Here is a 24399-nt window from a genome sequence, read left to right as displayed (position 1 = left end):
CTTTCCGTCTAATCCTGTGGCTGGTTGGCGCGCGTGAGCGCTAATTCACGATAGAGCAACAGTAGTCCACACGCCATCGCCAGGCTGGGCGCGATAACCCATACAGTCAGCGCTCCAGCCATAATGGCAAAGAACATGGCGAGAGCCGTGATAATCACCATGATGAGCAGGCAGTTCCGGGAGAGTTTGAACTCAGTGGCCGTCGGCAAGCAGCCGCTACCAATAAGCGAGCAGACCAGCGTCACACCGGCGACGATGTAGATATCGCGGCCAACGGCGGCGGGAGCCTGCGAGTAGTCGCCGGTGACCAGTATCAAGCTCAGGACAATCTGGGCGATGAGCGCGACGAAGAGCACCCACTGCCAGGGCCGACTCGGCAGGGACATCATCGCTTGGACTCCTCAGGCTGCTTGGATTGCTTGGGCTGTGACTGGCCCAGCTGCTGTTGCCGCTTTGGATCAGCGCCATGCTTCGACGCTCTCGGCAGATGCGATTCCGGAGCGGACGGCGTCCACGGTTTCGACGGGCGCTGATGATCGAAGTAGTCCTTGGATTCCTTCGAAGCGGCGAGCACTAGGCCCGCTACCGCGGCAGTGGCCGAGGCGATTCGCACAATTCCGCTGATAAGAACGAGGGATGCCGGCACTCCCGATTCTGAAGCCGTAGAAGAGAAGAAGGACATCAGCGCCGACAGTGCCAGGTAAAGCGAGCCGATAACCAGCACGGTGCGAGCACCTTCGCTCCCCTTGCGCATTCGCTCGATGATGGCGAAGAACGCGATGCAAAGCCCCACTGCGAAAAAGAACGCGATAACGATAGTCGCCTTCATGGCAGCATCAATCTGGCCCTCGCTGAACCCCGGGAAATTCTCCTTAGCGGTTGAGGGGCCCATCAGCATTTCCGGATGCAGCCAGTAGGTCACCGTAGCTACCGCAGCGACGAGCAGCTGCAACACGGCCGTAACCCGCCACGCCTGCCTAGCTCCCTCGACCTGCTCGGGAATTGCAGGCTTCTTCTCTTCTTTAGTCATCCGTCCACTTCTCGATAATTATTACTGCACGTTCACCCGAGCGAATTAGAACTGGGCGCGCAGCTTCTTCGCCAAGTCCACCGCTGCGTAGGTCAAAATCTGCTCCGCACCGGCACGGCGAATGCTCAGTACTGCCTCCATCATCGCAGCATCCAGGTCAATCCACCCGTTGGCGGCAGCGGCGTGAATCATCGCGTACTCACCAGAGACCTGGTAGGCGGCAACCGGCACCGGCGACATATCCGCGACCTCGCGCAGAATGTCCAGGTAGCTCATGGCCGGCTTGACCATCACCATGTCCGCACCTTCGTCAACGTCGAGCTGCACTTCAAGCAGGGACTCACGACGGTTTGCAGGATCCTGCTGGTAGGTACGGCGATCGCCCTGCAGCGAGCTGCCAACGGCTTCACGGAATGGACCGTAGAAGGCGGACGCGTACTTTGCCGAGTACGCCATGATGGAGACATCCTCATGGCCAGCGGCATCCAGACCCTCGCGAATGGCGGCAATCTGGCCGTCCATCATGCCCGATGGGGACACGATATGTGCACCGGCGTCGGCCTGCGCAACGGCCATCTTGACGTAGTTAATCAGCGTGCGGTCATTCTCAACGACCGTGTTGCCGAAGCGATCCGTGCCCAGCACGCCACAGTGGCCGTGGTCAGTGAACTCATCCAGGCAAGTGTCGGCCATGATCAAAATGTCATTCCCGAACTCGTCGCGGAGACGACGCAGGGCACGGTTGAGTACGCCCTCCGGATTCCAGGACTCAGAGCCCTCGCCGTCCTTGTCCGCATCCAGCGGGACACCGAAGAGGTCAACTGCCGAGATACCTGCCTCAACAGCCTCGCGCACAGCTTCTACCAGGGAGTCCTCGGTATGCTGCACTACCCCGGGCAGGGAGCTGATTGGCTTCGGCTCATCAATACCATCTGCAACAAACATGGGCAGGATGAGATTCTTCGGAGTCAGTGTCGTCTCCGCCGTCATCGCACGCATCACCGGGTTGGTGCGCAGCCTGCGTGGGCGACGAATCGGGAGAGGAAATCCAAACTGTTCGAGATCGATTTCGCGGGATGATTCAGAAGCTCCAGATGTAGTCATAAAGACAACCTTAATCAAAACGCGAACTCGCTCCGGTACGCCCCTGCTCAGTCCTTGGTTTTACGCGAACGACGACGCTTCTTGCGCGGTGGTGGCAGCTGCCCTGCCGCCCGCAGTTGCGCAACATGCTCTGCCAGCGCATCCACCAGCTCCGGGATGCTTGCGCGCTCCGGCACGACATCTACCCGCAGGCCGTACTCGCGAGCCGTGGCTGCGGCCATCGGCCCGATGCAGGCAATGATGGTGCGAGCATGCGGCTTACCCGCGATGCCGACCAGGTTCTTCACCGTCGACCCCGAGGTAAAGCACACTGCGTCGAAGCCACCGGACTTAATCATGTCGCGGATATCCGCACTCGGTGGCGCTGCCCGCACGGTACGGTAAGCGACCACATCATCAACTTCCCAGCCCAGGTCAATCAGACCGTCGACAAGCACATCGGTGCCGATATCGGCGCGCGGCAGCAGCACGCGGTTGACCGGATCGAGATCCTCGATGTACTCCGGGAACACGTCGACAATGCCCGCGGCATTTTGACGAGTGTCATCCGGAAGCAGCTCCGGAGTGATGCCGAGATCGCGGATGGCAGCGGCGGTGCGATGGCCGACTGCTGCGATGCGGACCCCGGCGAAGGAGCGCGCGTCCAAGCCGAATTCCTGGAACTTCTCCCACACTGCGGTGACGGCGTTGACGGAAGTGAAGACAACCCACTGGTAACGGCCGTCGACAAGCCCCTTGATGGCGCGTTCCATCTGCGCCGGGCTGCGCGGTGGCTCGATTGAGATGGTCGGGACCTCAATCGGGATGGCGCCGTGCGCAACGAGACGGGCACTCATCGGCCCTGCCTGCGCCTTGGCACGTGGGACCAGCACCTTCCATCCGTAGAGAGCGCGGTTTTCCCACCATGAGTACTTCGAACGATTGTCCACACCCTTGCCAAGCGTGACCACCAGCGGACCGGTCAGGTCACCCGAGAGCTGCGCCAAGGTGCCCAGCGTGACGTCGTAGGTGCGCTGCAGACGAGTCGTACCGTTGACAGTCACCGACACCGGCAACGACGACGGCAGGCCGCGTTCGCCGAGCTCAGTTGCAATGGCGGACAGGTCGTCCTGCACGGCCTGCAGTACCAGCGGCTGTGGTGCCTGGGCCAGCTCGTCCCAGTCCACATCGGCGCGACCGAGATCGGTCTCCGTGTACGTCGAGCCCAACGCGATACCGGCAAATGCCGGGACGGTGGAGGGCACGGACATGCCAGGGACAATCTGGAACTCAACATCGGCGTGCGAGACCTCGTTGATTTCGGCCAGCAGCGAATCGTTGGTCAGCGGATTGCCTGCCACCAAACGCACCACGTCATTGCCTTTAGCGGCTTCTTCGACCAGCAGGTTGGCCATCTTCTTGGGATCGTCGATAGGCGTGCGCAGATCTGCGGCGGTCGGTGGTGCCGGACGCGGCGGCTTACGACGAGATCCCTTGGCCTTGGCTGCGGCGCACATGCGCTCGTACTCTTCCTCGGCTTCCTTCAGCAGCTCGGGAGGAACAGGCACATCGGTTGCGACGAGCTCTCGAACCCCCGGCATGACATCGGCGTCGACATAGGCGATAGCGGTGTCTGCGAGAATCTCACGGGCGCGAAGCGTCAGCAGGTCGGGATTTCCAGGACCAGCGCCGACGAACAGGATGCGTCCCGTTGCTGAGGGGAGGGAGGTGTTCATCGTTGCGGAGTGATTTCTTTTCTATTGGTTGTTCACTTTTCGTGCCGATGAGTCTCTAAGGAAGAAAGCGGACATGCGCCAACGCATGTGAGGGGCAGGTAGATACCTGAATCTCACATGCGAGCGCACGAAGGAAACCCTTATCCCAACGGCATGCATACAGGCCTATTAGCATAAAGGGTTTGAGCCAAATTAACTAACCGGTTACTTTTGAGATTCCCGCAGGGTATCGCCCATTACCTCATGAGCACCCCGTTCGAGCAGGGCCGCCGCAACCTTCCGGCCAAGCTCATCGGCCTTATCCACGTTTGCGGTAGCGGTCTCGAGCAACTGACGCGAACCGTCGAGTGCGAACACCCCCGCCTGCAGGGTGAGTTCACCACTGTCGCTCACGGTTGAGTAGGCCGCGACCGGAGCGGTGCAGCCCGCTTCCAGCTCATTGAGTACCGCGCGCTCAGCGACAGCGCGGGCATGGGACACCGGGTGGTCAATCTTGCGCAGAATATCCACAATTTCGCGGTCAGCAGTGCGGCACTCCAGCGCCAGGGCGCCCTGAGCCGGGGCCGGCATGAGGACGTCCACGTCCAGGGATTCCGCAATCTCTCCGAGGCGACCCGTGCGCTCCAGTCCGGCGCGAGCCAGAATGACAGCGTCCAAGTCCTCAGAGACACGCCCCATGCGGGTTTCGATGTTTCCACGCAGTGGTACAAGTTCCAGGTCGGAGCGCAGCGCACGCAACTGAGAGACACGACGCGGCGCGGAGGTACCCACTCGAGCACCCTCAGGCAGGTCCATCAGCGGCGTAGCATCACGGGAAATCAGCGCTTCTCGCGGATCGACGCGCTCCGGCACGGCTGCGACCATCATGTCGTCTTCCGGCAACGTCGGCAAGTCCTTAAACGAGTGCACGATAATATCGCACACCCCCTCGCGGAGTGCATGACGCAGCGCCTGGGTGAAGACACCGATGCCAATCTTTTCCACCGGGTCGTGGCGGTTATGGTCACCGGCGGTCTTCACAATCACCAGCTCTGCAGGCTGCCCCAGCTCAATCAGTGCATCACGGACGTGACCGGCCTGTGTCGTGGCCAGTTCCGAGCCCCTGGTACCGATACGAATAGTCGCTGGGTCAGGCATGTTTCCCTCCGGGTGTTAATTCTTGGTGGTTTCAGCAACGCCTTCAATGATGGCACTACTGTCAAGACCATACTGCTCAAATCCCTGCATCCGCCCAATTCGGCCCTCTACCATGAGATCTGCGGGGATATCGGTGTCAGCATACAGGCCAGAGGGGGCGGATAGGGGCAGGTCGAAGAGCTTCTGCAGGGCAAGCGCGTAGTTGCCACCACCCTGCTGGCTAGAAAGCTTCTTGACCTGTACCGTTGGCGCGTGCAAGAGCTTATCGACGACGCGGCGAACCGTGGACTCGACCTCGCGACGTTCCTTTTGAGTAAGACCCGGTGTCTTCGCCTCCAGGCGAGCGAGCTCAGCCGCCGCCACATCCGCCGCGCGCTCACGCAGAGCGCGAACAGTCGGTGCTACCTCGCTTGCGCGCTGCGCCGTGAGGTAGGACTCCAACTCTTCGGCCACAATGTCGCGCGCTGCAGCCTCATCATCACGACCCGGAACCTCCGTGCGAGTCATCTGCAGCAATTCGATGTTGAAGAGTGCGATCCCCTCAAGCCCGGAGACATCCTCCGCGACGTCGCGAGGCATAGACAAATCGACGATGGCGAGCGAGCCGTTGTCGATGACATCGGCAGCTGAAACCACTGGAGTCATGGCTCCGGTGGCGCTGACGAGAATGTCCACATCATCGAGGACATCGGCGAAATCATGCAATGCAATCGCAGTGGCGGGGATGCCCGCTTCGATGGAGTGGTTAGCCAGGTTCTGCGCCCTGTCAACGGTGCGGTTGGCAATAATCAGACGGTCAATGCCGCAGCGCCCCAGGTAGCTGGCGGCCAGCGAGCTCATCGCGCCGGCACCGAGGATAAGGGCCGAACGTCCGGCCAGAATATCGGTACCCTCAGCGACGTCAACACCAGAGTTGAACCCAGGATGCAGCGCAGCAATCGCCTCGTCGATGGCCACGGAGACCATCGATGCGCCCGCATTATCGATCAGTGTTTCGCTGTGGACTCGCTTGCCTGTGTGCAGCGCCTTCTGCGCCAAGTCATGCAGCATGCGACCGACGGTGCCGGCTTCGTCCGCTTCCTGGTAAGCATTGCGAAGCTGACCGATAATCTGCTGTTCCCCCAGCACCATCGAGTCAAGACCAGCACACACCGAGAAGGCATGCTCCGCTGCGGCCTGTGCGTACCGCACATAGAGGTGCGGTGTCAGTTCATCGAGTTCGAGCCCAGTACGACCGACAATTTCACGGACCACGGCCGATAGCCCAGAGTGGAAGCCGTTGGCCACCACGTAGTACTCAACGCGGTTACAGGTCGACAACAGCATCGCTTCGCTGATCGCTTCATCCGCGACCAGCCGAGCCAAAATGGCCTCTCGCTCAGTTTCACCGACGGAGACCTTTTCAAGAAGGGTCACCGGTGCAGACCGGTACGACATTCCGACGAGAAGCACACTCACCGCTCAATCACCGCTCTATTGCTCCTTCACAGGCCCCGCTACGGGCTTTTTCACACAGCTATGACTGTTAACGCTAGACAACCCTGCCATCTCGTCACAACAAAGGCATACTTTACTTAGTCTCTACCTCGATGTTCGCAGCACTCCCCTGCTTCTTTGCCGCTACTCCACATTCTGCCATGTCTCCGCAGCTCCTAGCAGTTTGGCAGAGTTGTCTCCCGAACTTATTCGGCCTCCGCTATCGCTTCCAGGAGTTCATCATCATCGATTTCCCAGCAAGCGATTTCCTCATCATTGACCAAAATCACCGGCACGCGATCGCCAAATTCCATGGCCAAGTTCGGATCGGTATCGACGTCTTCCACCTGGAACTGCGCATTTTGGTCCCGAACTAGCGGCTCAATCTGCGCAATCACTCGGGCGCACGAACCGCACGTCTTCCTACTCATCACCGTCACAGTCACCATAACGGCCAGTCTAAAGGTCGACTGTTTCGCTTTACGACGTCCCCCTCCCCACACTTCCCCTGCAAAAGTGACTCTTCTTATCCTTGCCCCTATCCGCTCCTTGAATCTCAGCGCGCAGCTTTGCCTAAAGAGCGGATAATATTCAACAAGAGCTTCCGATAACGGATGTCGGTTGCATACACCGTGGAAAGAGATTTTCGTGCCGTGAGTGAGTTCAGTGCCGACAACCGCTCCCCCTTCCCCATCGACATGCTGGGTGACCTTGCGTCCTCGCAGGGTAACGTCCGCAACTTCCTCGAGCAGGTAGTTCTCGCTCCGCTCAATGACGAAGCACAGGAGGAAGCTGGTGCTGCAGCGGCTGCAAATGCACTGGAAGCTCTCGGCGAAGTCTACGACGTCGGCGGCGAAGAACTGGCTACGGGATTTCGCAGTGTAGCGGGTGCCGAAGATGCCGCTGGCGGTGCACGTGTGCTCTCGCAGCCCATTCCAGGTGTCGAACGCGATCAAGGCGCAGCCGCTTTCTTCGATGTGGACAACACGCTTGTCCAGGGCGCATCAATCTTCCTCTTTGCCATGGGTTTGGTCGAGCGCGGCTTCATCAAGAAGCGCGATTTGGCCGGCATGATTTGGAAGCAGCTGAAGTTCCGAATCTCAGGCGCGGAAAACGCTGCCGACGTAGCTAAGGCTCGTGAACAGGCATTGGAGTTTTTCGCCGGCCACGATGTGAATGAAATGGTCAAACTCGGCGAAGAAATCTTTGAAGAAAAGATCAGCGACCGCGTTTACCAAGGCACCCGCGATCTGGCGGAACTACATATCCAGGCTGGCCAAGAGGTCTGGCTGGTCACCGCCACCCCGGTGCAGCTGGCCCAGGTTATCGCTAAGCACATCGGACTGACCGGCGCCCTTGGCACGGTCGCCGAGGTCAAAGATGGCAAGTTCACTGGCCGCCTGGTAGGCGATATTCTCCACGGCCCGGGCAAGAAGCACGCGGTGGCAGCTCTGGCGGCCTCTTCCGGGTTGGACATGTCTCGCTGCACGGCATACTCAGATTCCGCCAACGATATCCCCATGCTGTCCATGGTAGGCACCGCCGTAGCCATCAACCCGGACCGCAAATTGCGGAATTACGCCCAGAAGATGCGGTGGACTGTCTACGACTACCGTCACTTCCGCTCCGCAACCTTCGCCACGATGCGGTGGCTCTCGATCGGAGCACTGCTGGCAGGAGCTGTCGGGGGCGCGGGACTCGTCGGCAAGCGACTGTGGGACGCGAATAAGGAAAGTTAAACGCTGCTAGGCGCACTCGAGAGTTAGTGACTGCGTTTATGACAAAAATGGCTCGAAAAGTGGCATGAAAGTGTCATAAACTCCTACAGTTTCACATTTGCAGCCCGTAATCGGCAGCCCGTGATTAGCCCCCAACGACAAAACCCGCCCTATCTCAACGAGACCGGGCGGGTTCTGCTTTTAAAACGTGTACGCGACGCAGCACGCGCGCTCCTGCGATAACGGCAGGAATGCTGGCTTACTTGCCGAGCTTACGACGCTGCACGCGGGTACGGCGAAGCATCTTGCGGTGCTTCTTCTTCGACATGCGCTTGCGACGCTTCTTAATGACGGAACCCATCGGCTCGACCTCGCTATTCGTTGACGGAAATTTCTTTTCTTGCACAATGGCGGCGTACTCAATGCGGCCTTACAACCGCCGAGATGTCACGCCCTTTTTCCTTCCGCCTTCACAGCTAGATACTTCATGACTTGAAGACGATAGGAAACAGGGGCGCAGCACAGCACCATGTACTAATCGGATTAATCATAGCGGGGACATATGCGTTCAGGTCAAACAGCCCCGCTTAAAGGCAGAAAAAATTAACCCGCGTTGTAGAAGGAGGAGTCCAGGTATTCCTTGACTGCGGACTCATGGACGCGGAAAGAACGGCCAACGCGCACTGCCGGCAGCTCGCCAGCGTGAACCAGGCGGTAGACGGTCATCTTGGATACGCGCATGATGTCAGCAACTTCCGCAACGGTCAGAAAGGTGCCTTTATCTGCATTCTGCATTAGTAAATATTCCCTTCAGCGCACGCGACGCGCTGCAGGCTTCCCCTCCTGCAGAAAATCGTGACACGCACGTGCTTTTCATATCCTACCGGTAGGCAAGGTGCCGGTGCGATTTTTGATAAAAAATAGGGGCATTGGCGAATGGTGTGACAGTTGTGACTAACCCATCGTCCCTGCGTATCGGATTAGCTACTGCCCCTGACCATTTCCAATGCCCCAAATATTGGGGTTACTTGTACACCCGCTTCCACGCGGCGAAATACTTATTTACCCATCTCGTTGGCCTTGTCGTAGCAAGCCTGCAGCGCGCGATGCACCGCGCGACGAATGCCTTCTTCCTCGAAAACTCGGGTGGCCGCAGCGGTTGTACCGCCCGGCGAAGTGACATCGGCACGCAACGCAGTCGGGTCCGCGCCTTCCTGCATCATCATCTCGGCCGCACCAGCAGCCGTAGCCGACGCCAGACGCTTAGCCTGATCACGCTTGAGGCCCAGATTCACACCCGCATCGGTCATCGCCTCGACGAACTGGAAGAAGTAAGCCGGACCGGAGCCCGAGACTGCAGTGACTGCAGACATCAGCGACTCATCGACAACCTCAACGCTGCCGACCTTCTTCAACAGTTCGACAACCTCGTCGGTCTGGCTCTCCGTGACAAAGCGGCCCGGCGCGACTGCACAGACCCCCTTGCCCACCAGCATCGGGGTATTCGGCATGACGCGGATCACCGGAGTACCGACAGCACAGACGCTTTCCATCTTGTCCAGCGTGATGCCAGCCGCCATCGACACGACGATGGTGTCGACTTCAGAGTCATCGAGCACGTCGGCAATCTGCTCGAGCATGTCGATAATCAAGTACGGTTTTACGCACAAGAACACCACGTCGGCACCGTCGACGGCCCCTACTGGGTCGTCGGCATCGACAATGCCGTAGGTCTCCTTCAGACCGGCCAGGCTCTCCTTGGTGCGCCCCACCACATAAATCGAGGAGGGCGAGACACCACCGTCGATGAGACCACCGACGAGTGCGCTACCAATCTTTCCGCCACCAATTACAGCAATTCTTGTCATGGACGCTAAGTGTGCCAAAACTGGCCCACACATGCGAATGCAGGGACCGGAAAACTACGCTTCCGACCCCTGCATCAGGTGATGATTATTCTGTTGACCCCACTACAACTGGAAGAGAATCCAGGGGCCAAATGTCAGCGCCAAACCGACAAGTCCCGCGAGAATCGGTGTCAGTTTGTCCTTCTCACGGCGCAGGTAGTTCGCCATTCCCGCGAAGCCACCAGCGACCACGAGAGCCATGATGACAACCACAATCTTTGGCAGCGACGACCAGGCCATGGTGAAGCCCAGGAACACCAATGCACCAGCAATCAGACCCACGAAAACCTGGATTAGCAGCAACGGCACCGAGAGGGAATTGTCCTCGGCGTAGCCATCGCGCGCGACGGCCTTGCCCTTGGAGCTCTTGGATTCTTCACGCTTAACGACGTCCCGGGGCTCCGACTGCTTCTCGTCAGCTGCGGCCTGGGTCGGTGTGGTCTCGACCTGTGCAGCCTCAGTGGAGGCGTCCTCGGCCTGCTCGATATCGGCCTGTGCGTCTTCTGCCTGTGCAACTTCAGGAGCGACAGCGGCTGCCACTGCCGCCTTGGAAGCGGCACCGGTATCGGCGTCAGCGTCGGCAGCCTCGAAGGTAGCGGTTTCCTGAGCAGCTTCAGCCTCAGCAAATTGTTCACCGTCGACGTCATCCGATTCAGCGGATGCCTCGGACTCTTCGTCGACATTGTCCTGGACAACCGGAATGGAGGCAGTCGGACGGTCGTCGTAAGCGTTGGAACCGGTGAGTACCGCACGAGCGACTGGCCCCGGCTCCCCAAGCTGCTGCGACTCGTCTGCCATGTCACGCAGTTCGGTGAAGGTGTAGGTAATCTCCGAACGCTCGGAGTTGACCATGACCGGACGGGGTTCCATCGGAATTGCCAATGGCACCGCAGGGGCTGCTGGCTGCGCAGTTGGTGTGCTCTGCGCGGCTTGCTCCTGCTGCGGAGCTGCCGGTGCAACCGGTGCAACCGGTTCTTCAGCAACTTCGGCAACCTCGTCAGCTTCAACGTCGTCAGCTTCGACCTCAGCGACCTCGGCGTCAGCTACTTCGGCACCAGCGACTTCGGCATCAGCCTCAGCTAATTCCGACTCCTCTTCTTCCTGAGCAGCAGCTTCAGCCTCGGCCTCAGCTTGAACCTCATGCTCCGAAGAATCCGCCCCTTCAGCAACTACCACTGGCTCAGCGACAGCCTCCGAGTGCTCCGGAGCTTCTACCTCCGGTTCGGTTGCCTGCGCTTCGTCGGCGGCGTTGGCCGCAGCTTCGTCGGCAAGCAAATCACTCGTAGTCGTCTGATCGTCGTCTGCGTTGGAAAGAGCGTGAGCACCACGTCGCGGTTCGTCGGCCTTTACACGAGGGATTGAGCCGGTGAGTTCCTGAACGGACACACCGCCTTCTTCAAGGCTGCGTCGACGGCGGCGCCGCGGTGGTTCAGAGGGAGCTCCCTCCTTCTGCCGCCGCGCCAGCAGTTCGGCAACGGTGAGCTTTTCCTCGCTCATCTCAACCCTTTCCGTATAGGTCACTGTCCAGTCGTCGGAAGATGATGCCCTCGCGCAGCGCCCAAGGACAAATCTCGACCTTCTCTAATCCCAATGCTCGCATACTAGCCTCTGCAACGAGAGCACCTGCGACAATTTGGTGAGAACGATTCGCACTAACACCCTCAAGTTCAGCACGGTCAGCCGCCGTCATGCGGGAAATAAACGCAATCAACTGGCGCAAACCAGCGGCAGTCAGAGTGCGCTTAACCCTGGGGCCAGCGGCGGAAGGCGCCGCACCGGTCAGGCGGGCGAGAGTGCGGAAAGTCTTCGAGGTGGCGACAGCCAAGTCCGGCTCACCAAGCGTACGCAGATGACGCGCTGGCTCAGCGAGCTCAGCATCAATGTAATCGCGCAGCAGGTCAATCTTCTTGCGCTCCGGCGGATCGGTCTCGAACCACTCGTGGGTCAAACGCCCCGCACCGAGCAGCAGCGAGTACGCCGCCTCCGGATCTTCATCAGTACCCGACGTCAGCTCAAGAGAACCGCCACCGATATCCAGGTTGATTAGACGACCAGCAGACCAGCCGTACCAGCGCCGTACTGCCAAAAAGGTCAGACGAGCCTCATCCTCACCGGAGAGAATCTGCAGCTTAATGCCAGTTTCTTTCTCAACGTGGGCGAGAACCTCGTCCGCATTCGTGGCATCGCGAACAGCTGAAGTGGCGAAGCTAATCATCTCTTCGCACTTCATCTGCTCAACCAATTCCTTGGATTCAGCGACGTAGCCCGTCAGCTTGTCAATGCCCTTCTTGGACAGGTTGTTGTCCTTATCCAGGTACTCGACCAGCTTCATCGTCGACTTGGAATCGCTCATCGGAGTCGGATGTCCGCCCCGGCGGGCGTCCACCATCACCAAGTGGACGGTATTACTACCTACATCTAATACACCTAATCTCACTCTTAGTAGGTTAGACGGTCTACGGTGTATTGGTGTGAATCAACCCCACCCCCGCCCCGGTCGCGGACCGCAACCGTCTCCCGCTGAAGTCGCCTATGACTTTCCCCGCGAGTGGTTCGAGTTCGCCCACCCGGAGGACCCAGAACATATCATCACCTGCGACCTAACCTGGTTGATGAGCTCCTATCAATGCGCTTTCGGCACCTCCGCTTGCCAGGGCATCGACTCCGCGAACGCGGATGTCGGATGCTGCGGCCATGGCGCCTTTATCACCGACGAAGAAGACCGCGAGAGGGTTATTGACGTCGTAAAGCGAATGGAAGGCGACTCCGCAGAGCCCCAGTGGTGGCAGAACCGCCCCGAACAAACTCTGAAGTGGCTTGAAACCTACGAAACCGACCCCTCCGAACCGTTGGAACCGTGGTTAGTGTGGGACGAGCTTGACGACGAAAACGGAGAGCCTGAGCCTGCTCTGAAAACGAAGGTCGTGAAGAATGCCTGCATTTTTGCCAACCGTGACGGATGGCGCAATGGTGCGGGCTGTGCCATCCACCAATGGGCGATGGCCAACGACATTGACCCCGTAAAGGTCAAGCCGGATGTGTGTTGGCAGGTGCCGCTGCGCCGACTGGAGGACTGGGAGGAACGCCCGGACGGCCAGGAGATTCTGCGCACGACCATTACCGAATACGATCGTCGTGCCTGGGGCGATGGCGGCGAGGACTTTGAATGGTTCTGCACGGGCGCGCCGGCCACACATACCGGTGGCGAGCCGGTGTGGCGCACGCACAAGTCCGAGCTAATAGAGCTCATCGGCGAAGAGTGCTACGAAATTCTGGCGGAGCACTGCCGTGCCCGAGAAATAGCGGGCGCGGCCAAGGCTTTCGGGCCGAGTGGCTACCCACTGCTGGCGATTCACCCGGCCACACGCGCAGCGGCCGAGGGGCTGGCGCCGGACGAGGTTTAAGTCGGGGTTTCTCAGACCGACGGCGGAGATTGTCGGCAGCAGTCTGCTGAGCTAGTCCTCGAACTTGTAACCCAAGCCGCGAACGGTGACCAGGAACTCCGGCGAGGAAGGATTGCGCTCGATCTTGGAGCGCAGGCGCTTGATGTGTACGTCCAGCGTCTTGGTGTCGCCGACGTAGTCGGAGCCCCAGACGCGGTCGATGAGCTGGCCACGGGTTAGCACACGACCACGGTTGCGCAGCAAGTACTCCAGCAGGTCGAATTCCTTGAGCGGCATTGCGACATCATCGCCGTCAACGGTGACTACATGGCGCTCGACATCCAGCACGACCGGGCCGCCGCGCAAGACCTCCTCGTAGATATCCTCGACATCGTCGGAGTCGTCGTGGCGACCACGGCGCAGCACAGCTCGGATACGGGCAATAAGTTCCCGAGAGGAATACGGCTTGGTCACATAGTCATCCGCACCAATTTCGAGGCCGACGACCTTGTCAATCTCAGTGTCACGGGCGGTGACCATAATCACTGGGACAGAGGACTTTAAGCGGATGTTTTTGCAGACCTCGGTGCCACTCATACCTGGCAGCATGAGGTCCAGCAGCACAATGTCCGGTTCTGCCTTGGAGAATTCTGCAAGTGCTTCCTGGCCGTCAGCGGCCATCCGCACCTCGAATCCTTCGCGCTGCAGCAGAAACGCAAGCGGCTCCGCCAAAGCCGTCTCGTCTTCGACAATAAGTACCTCAGTCACGGATTACTTCATTCCTTCCTTGGAATCCTTGTTCTGGGAATCCTTATCCTTGCCACGGGTTTTGCCCGTACCTCGCTGCGCGTTTTTCTTAGCCGCAATTTTACCCGCAGGCTGGGTGTGGCCGATTGGCAAACGTGCAGATACATCGCCATCATTCGACGCGGAACCGTTCTTTTCCATCAGCGGGAGCTCAATGGTGAAGGTCGATCCTGTGCCCAGCCGACTCCACAGCTTGACGGTTCCCTTGTGATTCGCTGCGACGTGCTTAACAATTGCCAAGCCCAGACCGGTACCGCCTGTCGCCCGCGAGCGTGCCTTATCCGCACGGAAGAAGCGCTCGAAGATGCGCTTCTGGTTCGCCTGGGAAATGCCGATACCGCGGTCAGTGACGCGGATAGCGACGGTGTCGTTATCCTCCTTGACCGCAGTCACAGATACAGGCGTGGCCTCTGGCGAGTAGTTGATCGCATTTGAAATCAGGTTGGACACCGCGGTAATCAGCAGGCTGCGTTCACCTTCAACCACCAAATCCGGCTCACAGTCAACGGTGATTTCAATACCCGCCTGCTCCGAGAGCATCTGGTTACGACGCACAGCTCCCTGGACAATCTCTTCAACCCTCACGGGAGACATGTCCGGCAGCGGCTCTGCCCCCTGCAGCTTCGACAGCGAGATGAGTTCCGTAATCATGGTCGACATCCGCTTGGACTCCTGCGTCAGGCTCTCACTGAAGTGACGCACGGCAACCGAGTCGTCGGTAGCTTCATTCAGCGCCTCGACCAAGAGGCTGATGGCCCCCACCGGAGTCTTGAGCTCGTGGGAAACGTTAGCCACAAAGTCACGTCGCGCGGCCTCCATACGGGCCTGTTCGGAGACATCCGCCGCATAAATCACCACAAAACGGTCGTCCACCAGTGACAACGGAGTTAGCTGACAGCGGACAATTGTGTCCGGCGCCCCCGCCCGGCGCGACGGCAGCACCAGCGTTAGCTCCTGGTCCTCCTGCGAGTCAAAGACCTTGAGCGCAGCTTCCCAGCCCACGTCATTGAGGCGGCGCTCATAGACCAGCCCTAACTTGTGCGCCATGGAGTTCGACAAAATCAAATCACGTGAGATGTCAACGACCACCACACCCGTCGGAGACTTCTGAATGGCCAGGTGCATGACCTGCGCCATGGTGGTTATTGAACTTTCCTCGTCGCTCTTCTGACGCCGAGCGGCGTTATAGGCACCCGAGACAACTCCACCAAGAATCAGCACAGCTGCCATAACCGCAGCACCTAATAGAGCGGCGATAATGATTTTTGACACGGGTCTTACCCTAAGCTCTTTTCACAATCCGCGCGCGCTGAAAATCAGTGCGCTAGCTAGCTCTAAATAGACCAAGGAGCACAGCCCCACTTGGCTGCGCCCCTTATCGGCCTATCAAACACCTACATATTTACTTGTTGCCCTGAGCAGCAACAGCAGCAGCACCTGCGGCTGCAGCTTCCGGATCCAGGTAGGTGCCACCCGGGTTCAAAACCTTGCCCTCAGCATCAAAGTCGTAAACCAGCGGGATACCGGTCGGGATGTTCAGAGCGGCAATGTCCTCGTCCGAGATGTTGTCCAGGTGCTTGACCAGTGCACGCAGGGAGTTACCGTGAGCTGCCACCATGACAGTCTCACCGGCCTTCAGACGCGGCAGGATTTCCTCTTCAAAGTAAGGAATGAAACGCTTGACGACGTCCAGGAGGCACTCCGTGCGCGGAACCTCATCCAGGTTGGCGTAACGCGGGTCATTAGCCTGCGAGAACTCGCTGTCATCCGACAGCTCCGGCGGCGGAGTGTCGTAGGAGCGACGCCAGGACATGAACTGGTCCTCGCCGTACTTCTCCTTGGTCTCTGCCTTATTCAGACCCTGCAGAGCACCGTAGTGGCGCTCGTTCAGACGCCAGTCACGAATAACCGGAATCCACAACAGGTCAGCGGTATCCAAGGCAATGTGTGCGGTGTTAATTGCGCGACGCAGCAGCGACGTGTAGAGAACCTGCGGCTTCAGGCCTGCCTCTACGAGCATCTCACCGGCACGTACTGCCTCAGCGCGGCCCTTGTCGGTCAGTGCAACGTCGACCCAGCCCGTGAACTGGTTGGATGCGTTCCACTCACTCTGGCCATGACGGACAAGAATCAGTTTTCCATTGCTCATACCCCCAATTGTGCCCCAAAACTGGAAAGCCCGCCGTTCGTTGCCCCGCTATGTGGGTTGCTACCCCCGGCTACTCAACCATGTGGCGGAACTGCTCCAGATTGGCCAGGTTTTCCCCACGGTCAACTCGCCACTCCCACTCGCGCTTGATTGCCGATGCAAAGCCGCGTTCGAGGATCTGGTTGAAGTCCCCATCGGCCGTCTCCAGCAGCTGACCGAGGAGACGGTCGAGGTCATCGTCGGAAAGCTCAGCGGGCAGTTGACCGACCAGGTAGATGTCGCCGGCGGCGTCGATGGTGTAACCGATGCCGAACAGACGACGGTTGCGCTGTAGCAACCACTTGTAAACGGCCTCGTGGTTTTCTTCGACCGCGCGACAGACGAAGGCTTCAACACGCAGGGAGTCGGGCGCCGGGATGAGGCCGACGACAGTCTTGAGCTTCTTCTTACCAGGCAGGACCACCACGGCGGCATTGTCTGCAATACCATGCTCGACACCGAGGCGTTCCAGCTGCTCACCGAGGGATTTCAGCTGTACTTGGATGTCCGTGCTCATCGTGAATCATCTCCCTGCTTTTGTGGCTACGGCTCTGGCGGTACTGAAGCTAACGAAACCTACCGGGAGCCGCCCGCATCCCGGATAGAGCCGGGACAATTTTCCTTTTGGAGTTCGGTTCGATGATAGACATCGGCCAACCGATCCACGGTCTTTTGCCAGGAAAACTCCAAGGAGTGCTCGCGCGCCTGGGTGGCCAACTTAATGCGCAGCTCGTCGTCCTCCACCAGGCGACCGAGGGCATCGGCCCAGGCTGCGGGCTCGTGACCGTCGACAAGCAAACCGCTGACCCCATCGTCGACAGCGATGGAGAGCCCGCCGACATTCGCCGCGACAACGGGAGTGCCAGTGGCCTGAGCCTCCATCGCCACCAACCCGAAAGTTTCGTTGTAACTGGGCACGGCGACAATATCGGCGGCCTGGTAGAGCTTCGCCAGATCCTGCGGCGGGCGCGGGGGCATGAACCGGACTAGGTGATCAATCCCCTCTTCCGCGGCGAGATTGGTGAATTCGTCGGGCGCGTGCAGCCCAGAACCGGACAGGCCACCGCAGATAATCACTCGGACATTAGTGGCGGGATGGCGACGCATGAGCTCACCGACACCCCGCAGCAATACCTGCGGGCCTTTCAGCCGCTGCAGCCTACCGACGAACAAAATGACCTTAGTGTGCAACGGGATGCCCAGCTCACGACGGGACCGCTCGGTGGCACGATCACTGCCCGGCGAAAAGAGCTCCACGTCCACCCCGGGCGGCACGACATTGATGCGCCACGGGTCGGCATCGTGGAGATCCGCGAGCTGCTTAGCCTCGGCATCGGTGTTGACGATGAGCCGGCACGCATTGTCCACAATCTGCTGCTCACAGATACGCCGAGACTCCGGCTCCGGCGTATCTCCCTCCGCCAGATGGAGATTCTTCACTGCCGCCAGCGTGTGCGCCGTGTGCACAAACGGAATGTCAAGCAAATCCGACAGCAGCCACCCCACCTGGCCAGAGAGCCAGTAGTGCGAATGGATCAGGTCGTATTCAATCCCCTGTTTGCGGGCGAATTCAATGACCCCACCGGCAAAGGCCGGCATCTGCGTAGCCAGGTCTGACTTCTCTAACCCCTCATAGGGACCAGCCACAATGTTGATGACGCGGAAGTTCTCACTGACCTGAATCACCGGCCCATCGCTGGAACGCGTGGCGCGGGTGAAAACATCCACCTTCACACCGCGTCGTGCCAGCTCCTCGCAGGTGCGCAGCACGTAGACATTCATGCCACCAGCGTCACCGATGCCCGGTTGCTCCAGCGGAGAGGTGTGCATGGAGATCATCGCGATGCGGTTCGGCCACGCCGGGGTGTTAGAGGTGGCTGCGTCTGCGCCCGCCGTTGCCGCCGGAAATGTTTCGCTCATACTGCCCAGAGTGCCTACGCCAGGGGCAACCCCGCAAATGAGTACCTCAAATACGTGTATCGGAATTCCGGCATCGCAGTGCGACGTACGGCACAATAGAGGTCGATACCTACTACGTCGTAGGTTATTATCACCTCACGACATATTCAGGTGCTAAACAAAAATTTAGGAGGACCCCATGGCCGATACATCCAGCTCACACGCTGCAAATGACTCTGCCCCAGCTCACGGTTCCGCACCCAACGCTGCGGTTTCCAAGGCCTGGCTGAACTTGTATCCGGAGTGGACCCCACCCCACATCGACTACAACTTCGACACCCTCCTAGACGTCTACCGCCACACTCTGAGCAACCACCCGCGCCGCAAGGCACTGACCTTCTTCGGTCGCTCCACCTCGTATGCGGAGCTGGATGCCAAGGTTCGCAGCGTTGCCGCCGGCCTGCGCGCACTTGGCGTACGCAAAGGCGATCGCGTGGCACTGCTCATGCCGAACTGCCCGCAGCACGTCATCGCCTACTGGGCAGTTCTGCACCTCGGCGCTGTTGCCGTAGAGCACAACCCCCTCTACACCGCCCACGAACTGCGCCACCCATTCAACGACCACGGCGCCCGCTTTGCCATCTGCTGGGACAAGATCGTCCCCGTACTTGAAGACCTCCGCAACAACACCCCGCTCGAGACCATCATCGCGGTCAATATGCTGCAGGACCTGCCGTTTGTCATGCGCACCGCCCTGTCGATCCCGCTGCCGAAGCTCCGCGCCGCCCGCGCTAAGCTGCACTCCTCCGCACCGCAGGTCATGGGTTTTGACGCTTTGCTTCACGACGCCGTCGGCGGAGATGGCCACGACCTCCAGGCCGATGAATCCATCACTGCCGATGACACTGCAGTGATGATGTACACCTCTGGCACCACGGGCTCGCCAAAGGGCGCACAGTTGAGTCACCAGGGGTTGGTAGCGAACATTCTGCAGGGTAAGGCCTGGGTGCCGGGCCTTGGCAAGGAGCGGGAAATCTCCCTCGGCATCCTGCCAATGTTCCATGCCTACGGCCTGACCATTGTCACCAACTTGTCCATGCTGATTGGCGCTGAACTGGTGCTGGTGCCGGCACCGGAGATTCCGCTGATTATGAAGGTGATGAAGAACAATCGCCCGACATGGGTGCCTGGTGTGCCGACTCTCTACGAGAAGATTGTCGAAGCAGCCGAGCGCGATAATGTCGATCTCTCCGGGGTAAAGTTTGCCTTCTGTGGCGCCGCTACCCTGCCGGTTTCCCTTGTACAGAAGTGGGAGAAACTCACTGGCGGGCGCCTTGTCGAAGGCTACGGCCTCACCGAAACGTCACCGATTATCGTCGGCAACCCGATGGACGGCAACCGCCGCCCGGGCTACGTTGGCCTGCCATTCCCCGACACCGAGGTTGCCATCGTTGACCCCGAAAATCCCACCAAACTCCGCGCTGACGGCGAGGAGGGCGAGGTCATCGTCCGAGGCCCACAGGTTTTCGCCGGTTATCTCAACCTCCCGGAGGCAACGGAGAAGTCCTTCACCGATGGGCCTGCTGAGCTTCCCGCTGGCGACCGTTGGTACCGCACCGGCGATGTCGGAGTCATGGAGTCGGACGGCTTCATCAAGCTGGTTGCCCGCATCAAGGAGGTCATCATCACCGGTGGCTTCAATGTCTACCCGGCCGAGGTCGAGGAAGTACTGCTCTCTCACCCGGACATCACCGATGCCACGGTCGTCGGCCTGCCGAAGAGTGACGGCTCCGAGATGGTCGTGGCCGCGATCACCCTTGCCGACTACGCCCGACTGGATTCCGACGCCTACCGCGACCACTGCTACGACAACCTGACCCGGTACAAGGTGCCGCGCGCATTCTTCCACCTGGAGGAACTTCCTCGCGACCAGATGGGCAAGGTCCGCCGCCGCGATGTCCGCGACGTGCTGCTCACACAGCTGGAGCAGAAGGGCCAGAGCGTCGATTCGCTTTCCCACCGCAAGTCCCATTAGTTCAGGGTGGTTTTGTAGTTGGGATAGGGGCCTGAGTAGAGCGGGCTCCTATCCCTTTAAGGCGGACCCCGGCTCCCCCCCCCCGGACTTAGTGACTAGGTTTATGACAAAAAACTGAGGGTGAATAATATTCACATGTCATAAACCTAGTCACTTTCTTTATCTCACCATTGGGAGAAAGCCCGGGAGCGCAAACTGAGGACTACCCGGCGGTTCTATCAGCCCCAGCGGCCCCGCCAGCCCCATCAGTCCCGCCAGCCTCTCCAGTCCGCCCCCACTGGCCATCAGCCACCCGCCGCGGGCCTAATCGATGCTCACGCCGACCCACACCGGCTCGGGCACCAGGGTCACGCCGAAGGCCTTTTCCACGCCAGCGCGCACATCGCGCGCCAAAGCCACCAAGTCGGCGGCGGTCGTAGGCGTACCGTCGCCGGACTCCCCGCGGTTGGTCAGGGCAAGAGTGTGCTTAGTCGACAGTCGCGCGGGCGCACCGTCACCGGGGTAGCCCTTGGGGAACCCGGCGCGCTCGATAAGCCACGCCGCCGAGAGCTTCACGGCCCCCTCGTGGCCGGGGCCAGCGGGGAATGCGGGCATATTCGCGGCCTCATCGGCCCCACGCAGCGCGGCAACCTTTGCACGCACGGCCTCCACCGAGTTCTCCGGAATAATCGGGTTGGTAAAGAAAGAACCCGCCGACCAGGTATCGCGGTCAGCATCTTCGAGCACCATGCCCTTGCCCCGGCGCAGCTCAAGCACCTTTTCGCGCACCAGCTCCGCCGGCCTGCGAATCTCGCCAGCCGCAGCCTCGGCCTCGTCGACGCCCAGGCGCCGCGCCAGTTCGCCATAGCGAAGTGGCGCGGACATGCCATCCACACTGAGCTCGAACCGCACGGCCAGCACCACTGCCCGTGCGGTGAACTTCAGGTTCGAGTAGCGGTAGGAAAGGTCGAGAGACTCCGGTTCCACCCACTCGACCGAGCCGGTTGCGCGGTCGTAAAGCTGCACCGCGTCCAGGACCTGCGACACCTCAGCACCGTAGGCGCCCACGTTTTGCACCGGAGTGGCTCCGGCCGATCCCGGAATACCCGACAGGCATTCAAGGCCGCCAAAACCTGCGTCGACACTCATCTCCACGACCTCGTCCCAAACCGCACCGGCCTCGGCCTCCACGATTGCCGACACGGACTCCAGCCCGTGTCCGCGAGTGCTCATGGTCACGTTGTCGGCCTCGATTACCACGGCCACCAGCGGCTCGAGTTCATCGGCTACCACCAGGTTGGATCCGCCTCCCACGATGAGGAGGGGCACGTTAGCGTCGTCAAGCGTGCGTACAACATCGACCACAGCGTCCGTCGTGCTACACCGGACGACGGCACGCGGCACCCCGCCGAGGCGGAGCGTCGTCAAATCCGCGAAAGCGGTATGCGTGCTGAGCTCCACCCCCTCTAGCCCCGCAAGCCCATCGATGGCTTCTTCCATGTCGGAGGTCAGGTGAATTGGGTTCGGCGATTGGTCGAGATTTTCCACGCCCCTAGCGTAGTGCAAATTACGTATCATCAAGCGCATGACTACGACTAACACGCACACCGTCAACTTCGACCAGCCGATTGAGAAGGTTTACGAGGCCCTCACCGACGCCGGTTTCTGGGAGAAGGTCGCAAACCGTTTCTCGGCAGCTGACGGCAAGGTGGAAAAGTTCGAGACCACCGACGCTGGCACCACCGTCGTGATTCGCCAGACCGTCTCTGCTGACAAGATTCCGGCGCAGGCGCAGAAGTTCGTTAAGTCCGGGGTCGGCATGACGCGCACGTTCGTCATCAGCCCGCTTAACGACGACGGCGCGACCTCTACTGTGACCACAGAAGCTTCGGGCGTACCGGCGTCCTTCAGTGCGTCCCAGAAGCTCACCGCCCAGGGTGAAGGTTCAGTGCTGACCACCAACTCCGAGTTCTCCATCAACGTGCCGCTGCTCGGTGGCAAGCTCGAGGAGAAGGCAGCTCCGTACCTGGAACGCGTCCTCAACGCTGAGACCGCTGTGCTGGCGGACTACGTCGCTAAGTAGGTTGCGCAGCGGGGCACTCCGGGGCGACACCGAGGGGACGGATACCGGGCGAAGATAAGTGGTAGCGACGGAGCCGTCGTTAAGCAAGACTGGGAACCATGAGTTCTGCTAAACGCTCGTCGAGCGTCAAAGTCCTGCCCACCGTCCTCGGTGTCATCATCGTGGTGGCACTCATTGCGATTGCCGGCGAAATCGGCGTCCGGATGTTCGTGAGCAAGGAGATTTCCGACGGCTACCGCACCTCCGCCGAAGAGCGTGGTGCGACGGTCACTGAAGACCCCAAGGTTTCTTTCGGCACCCGCCCGATGCTGCTCGCCTTGGCCACCAAGTCAGTGCCCTCGATGGATCTGTCCACTCCGAACACACTGGAGGTCAAGAACCCGGAGGCGCTGGGTGGCGCACCGGAGATCAACGGTGACCCGGCAGCGGAAGTGCACCTGGAAAACGTGGATCTGAGCAATCGTGCGGATCCGACCGCAGAGTCGCTGCGAGTAGACGTCACAATCCCACCTCAACTGCTGCAGGCGCTAATTAACCGGGAAAGCGGTGTACGCGCTTCCACAATCACGCCGTTGCCGGACGAAGGCCTGTTCAACATTGAATTCGCCTCCGGATTTGCGACCTCCAAGTTCCGCCCGATTGCCAACGGCGGTCATATCGAAATCAACTTGGAGGGCGGCTCAATCCTCGGCTTAAACCTCGATGGCCTGGCCGGCTGGCTGGGAGAAGCGAGCGGTACGCTGTTGAGCTACGACATCGGCCACGGTATGCAGGTGGAGGAAGCACACGTCACAGGGGAGGGCCTGGCGTTGACGCTGACGGGCGCAAATCTGCCTTTGTCGACCGTGAGCGAACTTACCTTTAGCTAGCAGGTAAGATACCGAGAATGACTCGCTCTCTCATCACCGCAAATAGCGGTACTCCCACCGAGCGCCAGTACATCTTCTCGCTCGGCTGTCCAGACCGTACCGGTATCGTTTCCACCCTGTCGACCTTCCTGTCCGACATTGGTGCATGGATTACCGAGGCGGACTTCTTCTCCGACCCGGAGACCGGATGGTTTTTCACTCGCCAGGCGGTCCGCGCCGACGCTCTCGACCTGACGGTAGAAGAGCTGCGCGAGAAGTTCGCTGAGCTCGTCGGTGATTGGGGCCCTGAGGTCCGCTGGAAGGTCACCGACAACGCTGTCCCGAAGCGCGCTGTCATCCTGGTGACCAAGGAAGGCCACTGCCTGCAGGATCTGCTCGGCCGCGTCGCACAGTCCGACTATCCGATGGAAATCGCTGCAGTAATTGGTAACCACCGCGATCTGGAGCCACTGGTCGCAGCGTATGACATTCCCTTCCACCACGTGCCCTTCCCCAAGGATGCCGTCGGCAAGCGTAAGGCATTCGATGAGGTCGCCGAGATTGTCGATGCCGAAAACCCGGATGCCATCGTGCTCGCACGTTTCATGCAGATTCTGCCGCCGGATCTGTGCGAGAAGTGGGAAGGCCGCGCAATCAATATCCACCACAGCTTCCTGCCGTCGTTCATGGGCGCGCGCCCGTACCTGCAGGCTTATCGACGTGGTGTGAAGCTCATCGGTGCCACCTGCCACTACGCCACTGAGGACCTCGACGACGGCCCGATTATTGAGCAGGACGTCATGCGTGTCTCCCACAAGTACACCGCTGCGGACATGCAGCGTGAGGGTCGCGATGCGGAGAAGCAGGTCCTCGCCCGCGGTTTGCGCTGGCACCTGGAGGACCGTGTGCAGGTCTACGGCAACCGCACCGTGGTGTTCCAGTAGGTTTTCGGGGAACCAGATCTTTCCCCTATTCCCCCCCAAAAAAAAGAAAGTGTCTGGGTTTATGACAAAATCACCGGGTTTTTCACCCAGAAACTGTCATAAACCCAGACACTTTCTCAGTTGTGCGGGCTAACACCCGCCCTGGG

Annotated in this window: 24 protein-coding genes; 6 read left to right on the top strand and 18 right to left on the bottom strand. The window is 59.9% G+C overall.

The window, feature by feature from the left end:
• Positions 1-8: 8 nt before the first annotated feature.
• The 7 genes from CRD20_RS06620 to CRD20_RS06590 all read right to left on the bottom strand — a co-directional run bounded on the left by CRD20_RS06620 (position 9) and on the right by CRD20_RS06590 (position 6911).
• A complete protein-coding gene (locus tag CRD20_RS06620; protein ID WP_016421991.1) occupies positions 9-389 on the bottom strand; it encodes a hypothetical protein in 381 nt (126 codons plus the stop codon).
• Positions 386-1030, bottom strand: a complete 645-nt coding sequence (locus tag CRD20_RS06615; protein WP_187405104.1) for a hypothetical protein — start codon at positions 1028-1030, stop codon at positions 386-388. The genes CRD20_RS06620 and CRD20_RS06615 overlap by 4 nt, the downstream gene beginning before the upstream one ends.
• Before the next feature lie 45 nt (positions 1031-1075).
• Complete coding sequence (gene hemB, locus CRD20_RS06610; protein WP_070438168.1) at positions 1076-2134, bottom strand: porphobilinogen synthase; 1059 nt, start codon at positions 2132-2134, stop codon at positions 1076-1078.
• Between the two features lie 47 nt (positions 2135-2181).
• A complete protein-coding gene (locus tag CRD20_RS06605) occupies positions 2182-3849 on the bottom strand; it encodes a bifunctional uroporphyrinogen-III C-methyltransferase/uroporphyrinogen-III synthase (protein ID WP_049190550.1) in 1668 nt (555 codons plus the stop codon).
• A 204-nt stretch (positions 3850-4053) separates the two neighbouring features.
• The gene (hemC, locus tag CRD20_RS06600) at positions 4054-4986 is read right to left on the bottom strand and encodes a hydroxymethylbilane synthase (protein WP_049190547.1); all 933 of its coding nucleotides are present in this window, start codon (positions 4984-4986) and stop codon (positions 4054-4056) included.
• A gap of 15 nt (positions 4987-5001) precedes the next feature.
• A complete protein-coding gene (locus CRD20_RS06595) occupies positions 5002-6444 on the bottom strand; it encodes a glutamyl-tRNA reductase (protein ID WP_149420993.1) in 1443 nt (480 codons plus the stop codon).
• A 224-nt stretch (positions 6445-6668) separates the two neighbouring features.
• On the bottom strand, positions 6669-6911 hold the full coding sequence (locus tag CRD20_RS06590; RefSeq protein WP_016421985.1) for a glutaredoxin family protein: 243 nt from the start codon (positions 6909-6911) through the stop codon (positions 6669-6671).
• Positions 6912-7076: 165 nt separating this feature from the next.
• Here CRD20_RS06590 and CRD20_RS06585 point away from each other — a divergent pair, with 165 nt between their 5' ends.
• A complete protein-coding gene (locus CRD20_RS06585; RefSeq protein ID WP_070603566.1) occupies positions 7077-8201 on the top strand; it encodes an HAD family phosphatase in 1125 nt (374 codons plus the stop codon).
• 238 nt (positions 8202-8439) lie between these two features.
• Here the strand turns inward: CRD20_RS06585 and CRD20_RS06580 are convergent, their stop codons facing one another.
• The 5 genes from CRD20_RS06580 to CRD20_RS06560 form a co-directional block, all read right to left on the bottom strand.
• Entirely contained in the window at positions 8440-8541 is a 102-nt protein-coding gene (locus CRD20_RS06580; RefSeq protein ID WP_003855542.1) for a 30S ribosomal protein bS22, read from the bottom strand.
• Between the two features lie 242 nt (positions 8542-8783).
• Positions 8784-8975 carry a helix-turn-helix domain-containing protein gene (locus tag CRD20_RS06575; protein WP_005509751.1) on the bottom strand — a complete coding sequence of 64 codons (192 nt, stop codon included), beginning with the start codon at positions 8973-8975 and terminating at the stop codon, positions 8784-8786.
• Between the two features lie 263 nt (positions 8976-9238).
• The gene (gene proC, locus CRD20_RS06570) at positions 9239-10048 is read right to left on the bottom strand and encodes a pyrroline-5-carboxylate reductase (RefSeq protein WP_016421983.1); all 810 of its coding nucleotides are present in this window, start codon (positions 10046-10048) and stop codon (positions 9239-9241) included.
• Between the two features lie 102 nt (positions 10049-10150).
• On the bottom strand, positions 10151-11584 hold the full coding sequence (locus CRD20_RS06565; protein WP_187405103.1) for a hypothetical protein: 1434 nt from the start codon (positions 11582-11584) through the stop codon (positions 10151-10153).
• A 1-nt stretch (position 11585) separates the two neighbouring features.
• On the bottom strand, positions 11586-12524 hold the full coding sequence (locus tag CRD20_RS06560; protein WP_161798518.1) for a Ppx/GppA phosphatase family protein: 939 nt from the start codon (positions 12522-12524) through the stop codon (positions 11586-11588).
• Positions 12525-12558: 34 nt separating this feature from the next.
• Between CRD20_RS06560 and CRD20_RS06555 the strand changes: the two genes are divergently transcribed.
• Positions 12559-13491 carry a hypothetical protein gene (locus CRD20_RS06555; protein WP_016421980.1) on the top strand — a complete coding sequence of 311 codons (933 nt, stop codon included), beginning with the start codon at positions 12559-12561 and terminating at the stop codon, positions 13489-13491.
• A 51-nt stretch (positions 13492-13542) separates the two neighbouring features.
• Here the strand turns inward: CRD20_RS06555 and CRD20_RS06550 are convergent, their stop codons facing one another.
• From CRD20_RS06550 to mshA, 5 genes are all read right to left on the bottom strand, one after another.
• Positions 13543-14238: a response regulator transcription factor gene (locus tag CRD20_RS06550; protein WP_016421979.1), complete on the bottom strand. Its 696-nt coding sequence runs from the start codon at positions 14236-14238 to the stop codon at positions 13543-13545.
• A 3-nt stretch (positions 14239-14241) separates the two neighbouring features.
• Entirely contained in the window at positions 14242-15549 is a 1308-nt protein-coding gene (locus CRD20_RS06545; protein ID WP_187405102.1) for an ATP-binding protein, read from the bottom strand.
• A 130-nt stretch (positions 15550-15679) separates the two neighbouring features.
• The gene (locus CRD20_RS06540) at positions 15680-16426 is read right to left on the bottom strand and encodes a phosphoglyceromutase (protein WP_016421977.1); all 747 of its coding nucleotides are present in this window, start codon (positions 16424-16426) and stop codon (positions 15680-15682) included.
• Positions 16427-16496: 70 nt separating this feature from the next.
• Positions 16497-16982, bottom strand: coding sequence for a YbjN domain-containing protein (locus CRD20_RS06535; protein WP_049172367.1), 486 nt, complete (start codon positions 16980-16982; stop codon positions 16497-16499).
• Positions 16983-17041: 59 nt separating this feature from the next.
• Positions 17042-18304 carry a D-inositol-3-phosphate glycosyltransferase gene (mshA, locus tag CRD20_RS06530; protein WP_172620248.1) on the bottom strand — a complete coding sequence of 421 codons (1263 nt, stop codon included), beginning with the start codon at positions 18302-18304 and terminating at the stop codon, positions 17042-17044.
• Between the two features lie 259 nt (positions 18305-18563).
• Between mshA and CRD20_RS06525 the strand changes: the two genes are divergently transcribed.
• Positions 18564-20399, top strand: a complete 1836-nt coding sequence (locus CRD20_RS06525) for a long-chain-fatty-acid--CoA ligase (protein ID WP_083308455.1) — start codon at positions 18564-18566, stop codon at positions 20397-20399.
• A 303-nt stretch (positions 20400-20702) separates the two neighbouring features.
• On the opposite strand, the gene CRD20_RS06520 is transcribed toward CRD20_RS06525, so the two are convergent.
• Positions 20703-21878, bottom strand: coding sequence for a UDP-N-acetylmuramate dehydrogenase (locus tag CRD20_RS06520; protein ID WP_187405144.1), 1176 nt, complete (start codon positions 21876-21878; stop codon positions 20703-20705).
• A gap of 85 nt (positions 21879-21963) precedes the next feature.
• Here CRD20_RS06520 and CRD20_RS06515 point away from each other — a divergent pair, with 85 nt between their 5' ends.
• From CRD20_RS06515 to purU, 3 genes are all read left to right on the top strand, one after another.
• Positions 21964-22461: a DUF2505 domain-containing protein gene (locus CRD20_RS06515; RefSeq protein WP_049189515.1), complete on the top strand. Its 498-nt coding sequence runs from the start codon at positions 21964-21966 to the stop codon at positions 22459-22461.
• A gap of 98 nt (positions 22462-22559) precedes the next feature.
• Positions 22560-23330 carry an LmeA family phospholipid-binding protein gene (locus tag CRD20_RS06510; RefSeq protein WP_016421971.1) on the top strand — a complete coding sequence of 257 codons (771 nt, stop codon included), beginning with the start codon at positions 22560-22562 and terminating at the stop codon, positions 23328-23330.
• Positions 23331-23347: 17 nt separating this feature from the next.
• Positions 23348-24253: a formyltetrahydrofolate deformylase gene (purU, locus tag CRD20_RS06505; protein ID WP_016421970.1), complete on the top strand. Its 906-nt coding sequence runs from the start codon at positions 23348-23350 to the stop codon at positions 24251-24253.
• Positions 24254-24399 lie beyond the last annotated feature (146 nt).

This window comes from Corynebacterium sp. LK33 (assembly GCF_014334955.1).
In the GTDB taxonomy this organism is placed as follows: domain Bacteria; phylum Actinomycetota; class Actinomycetes; order Mycobacteriales; family Mycobacteriaceae; genus Corynebacterium; species Corynebacterium jeikeium_D.
Note: the sequence above shows the minus strand (reverse complement) of the source record. Positions and strands in the feature narration are given on the sequence as shown.

What these genes read in the sequence shown, in the direction of transcription:
- hemB (WP_070438168.1), bottom strand. Translation starts at nt 2,134, where the DNA reads ATGACTACATCTGGAGCTTCTGAATCATCCCGCGAAATCGATCTCGAA.
- hemC (WP_049190547.1), bottom strand. Translation starts at nt 4,986, where the DNA reads ATGCCTGACCCAGCGACTATTCGTATCGGTACCAGGGGCTCGGAACTG.
- purU (WP_016421970.1), top strand. Translation starts at nt 23,348, where the DNA reads ATGACTCGCTCTCTCATCACCGCAAATAGCGGTACTCCCACCGAGCGC.
- CRD20_RS06510 (WP_016421971.1), top strand. Translation starts at nt 22,560, where the DNA reads ATGAGTTCTGCTAAACGCTCGTCGAGCGTCAAAGTCCTGCCCACCGTC.
- CRD20_RS06520 (WP_187405144.1), bottom strand. Translation starts at nt 21,878, where the DNA reads ATGGAAGAAGCCATCGATGGGCTTGCGGGGCTAGAGGGGGTGGAGCTC.
- CRD20_RS06575 (WP_005509751.1), bottom strand. Translation starts at nt 8,975, where the DNA reads ATGCAGAATGCAGATAAAGGCACCTTTCTGACCGTTGCGGAAGTTGCT.
- CRD20_RS06590 (WP_016421985.1), bottom strand. Translation starts at nt 6,911, where the DNA reads ATGGTGACTGTGACGGTGATGAGTAGGAAGACGTGCGGTTCGTGCGCC.
- mshA (WP_172620248.1), bottom strand. Translation starts at nt 18,304, where the DNA reads ATGATCTCCATGCACACCTCTCCGCTGGAGCAACCGGGCATCGGTGAC.
- CRD20_RS06615 (WP_187405104.1), bottom strand. Translation starts at nt 1,030, where the DNA reads ATGACTAAAGAAGAGAAGAAGCCTGCAATTCCCGAGCAGGTCGAGGGA.
- CRD20_RS06535 (WP_049172367.1), bottom strand. Translation starts at nt 16,982, where the DNA reads ATGAGCACGGACATCCAAGTACAGCTGAAATCCCTCGGTGAGCAGCTG.
- proC (WP_016421983.1), bottom strand. Translation starts at nt 10,048, where the DNA reads ATGACAAGAATTGCTGTAATTGGTGGCGGAAAGATTGGTAGCGCACTC.
- CRD20_RS06540 (WP_016421977.1), bottom strand. Translation starts at nt 16,426, where the DNA reads ATGAGCAATGGAAAACTGATTCTTGTCCGTCATGGCCAGAGTGAGTGG.
- CRD20_RS06580 (WP_003855542.1), bottom strand. Translation starts at nt 8,541, where the DNA reads ATGGGTTCCGTCATTAAGAAGCGTCGCAAGCGCATGTCGAAGAAGAAG.
- CRD20_RS06565 (WP_187405103.1), bottom strand. Translation starts at nt 11,584, where the DNA reads ATGAGCGAGGAAAAGCTCACCGTTGCCGAACTGCTGGCGCGGCGGCAG.
- CRD20_RS06605 (WP_049190550.1), bottom strand. Translation starts at nt 3,849, where the DNA reads ATGAACACCTCCCTCCCCTCAGCAACGGGACGCATCCTGTTCGTCGGC.
- CRD20_RS06525 (WP_083308455.1), top strand. Translation starts at nt 18,564, where the DNA reads ATGGCCGATACATCCAGCTCACACGCTGCAAATGACTCTGCCCCAGCT.
- CRD20_RS06585 (WP_070603566.1), top strand. Translation starts at nt 7,077, where the DNA reads ATGTCGGTTGCATACACCGTGGAAAGAGATTTTCGTGCCGTGAGTGAG.
- CRD20_RS06515 (WP_049189515.1), top strand. Translation starts at nt 21,964, where the DNA reads ATGACTACGACTAACACGCACACCGTCAACTTCGACCAGCCGATTGAG.
- CRD20_RS06620 (WP_016421991.1), bottom strand. Translation starts at nt 389, where the DNA reads ATGATGTCCCTGCCGAGTCGGCCCTGGCAGTGGGTGCTCTTCGTCGCG.